This window comes from Erythrobacter sp. CCH5-A1, from assembly GCF_001557115.1.
Lineage (GTDB): Bacteria > Pseudomonadota > Alphaproteobacteria > Sphingomonadales > Sphingomonadaceae > Erythrobacter.
Genome location: NZ_LSKQ01000073.1, coordinates 1 through 1,830 on the forward strand (window position 1 = coordinate 1; position 1,830 = coordinate 1,830).

General features: G+C 59.2%; 1 protein-coding gene and 1 pseudogene. One reads left to right on the forward strand and one right to left on the reverse strand.

Features of this window, described 5'->3' with window-relative positions; all coding sequences use genetic code 11:
* A pseudogene (mobF, locus tag AX708_RS21040) lies at positions 1–431 on the forward strand (MobF family relaxase); the annotation flags it as partial.
* Here the strand turns inward: mobF and AX708_RS21045 are convergent.
* Positions 402–1,652: a DUF4158 domain-containing protein gene (locus tag AX708_RS21045; protein ID WP_082747200.1), complete on the reverse strand. Its 1,251-nt coding sequence runs from the start codon at positions 1,650–1,652 to the stop codon at positions 402–404. The pseudogene mobF and the gene AX708_RS21045 overlap by 30 nt on opposite strands.
* Positions 1,653–1,830 lie beyond the last annotated feature (178 nt).

Genomic DNA, 1,830 nt, shown 5'->3' on the forward strand with positions numbered 1-1,830 from the left:
GCGAGGTCACCAAGGATGCCTTCGAGAAGATCCTGAATGGTGAGCTGCCCAATGGCGAGAAGGTCGGACAGGTGCCCAACCGCCAGTCGGGGATGGACCTCACATTCTCTATGCCGAAATCAGCCAGCATCCTGGCACTGGTTTCAGGGGATGACCGCATTCTGGCGGCGCACTGGAGCGCGGTGCGCGAGACCATGCGCTGGGTCGAGAGCAAGTTCGCCGAAGGGCGAACCTATGAGCGAACGAAGTCGGGCGAGCCGGTGCGCACGGGTAATCTCGTCTACGGAATGTTTGCCCACGACACGAGCCGCGCGCTCGATCCACAGGGCCACATCCATGTCGTAATCGCCAACCTCACCCGCATGGCGAACGGGGCTTGGCAGGCGCTCCACAATGGCCAGCTATGGAAAAACAACTCGGTCATTGGTGCATCCGCCATCCACCTTGCTCCTGATCCAGTCGAGGGCCGCCAGGACCGGCCGCCACACCGCGTTGTTCGACCGGAACTCAAGTACGGAAAGCAGGCTTGGCAGCATGCGCCGGTAATGATTGGCCCAGGAACCACGCATCACCTTGTAGATGCGCCGGTCCAGAGCGCCCTTCGCATGGCTCTCCTTGACGATCGCCGCCAGCTTGGCCTTACCGGCGATCGGGAAAATGACATCGCAGATGCGCCCCGATGGTTCATTGATCGAGGCGCTGGCGATCTCGACCAGCAGGCGCTCCTTTCCATAGACCCGCTCGATGTCTTTCGCGATATCGCCCACCACCTTGCGTTTCGAGCGCGTTCCGATCTTGTGAACGGTTTCGATCAGCAGGTCGATCATCGCGTCAGTGAGTTGCGCCTCCCGCGACATTAGATAAATCGCATAAAGGCCGAGCTGTCGCGCCGGCGCATGCCGGCGCATCTCCGAGGCCTTTTCACCGGCAACGCGGCGAACAATCTGATCGACCCATGGCTTGCCCGTAGCCGTCAGGAGATCATGGGGAAGATCAAGTCTCTGGATAAAGGCGAGTTTCTCGGTCACGTCGAGAATGTTGTCGAGCGTTGCCTGTCCGGCGTCACCCTTCATCCTGTTGAATCCGGTCGAGCTGTCCGGATCGGCAAGCGAGGCTTCCAATAACGCCACCGCATCTGACGAAAGCCGATCACTGACTCCGATCAGCCAGGTGTCCAGATAATCTTGCCGTTGTGAGCGAACGACACGTTCACGCTCCTTGCGCGACGGCCCATAAATACGCCGGTCCCGGCACCACAGGAAAACATGCTCAAGCATGGCATTGATCGACTGGCCGCCCGGGCACAGCTCGCCAGCAATCCATTCCGTCAATTGCGCGCGATCCACCCGCTTCATGCGGTGATATCCAAGATGGATCAGGATCTCCGCACAATGCCGTCGTGCTGTCCGACTGGAAAAGTCATAACCGGCTATCTCGCCAGCCTCGACACCGAGTTGCTCGGCCAGGTACGAGAGGCCATCGGTAGGGATTGAGCCGGGATCGATCGCGAAAAACCCCAGGGAAGCGAAGAATTTCAGCTGCGCGGCGAGGCCAAGGCGCGTCAGGGCCGGCTTCGAATTTACAAAATCAATATCGGCAAAGCTCAGGCTCCATCGTCCGATCAAATCCCCGCCCGGAATACTCCGATCCATCAACCCACTCCCTATGATGGAGCGAACTGTCCTCTTCTATGATTTCCATCGTCAATACCGAATGCCACGTTCCCAAAACGTTCTCCGACTTGGCCAAAATCGCAGCTTGGGGCCGACTGGGCCATGTAAAGGCTGGCTACACGGACGCCTCGATCGAGGGCGAGTATGACGACGGCAC

Coding starts and splice junctions, on each gene's coding strand:
- AX708_RS21045 (WP_082747200.1), bottom strand. CDS start 1,652: ATGGATCGGAGTATTCCGGGCGGGGATTTGATCGGACGATGGAGCCTG.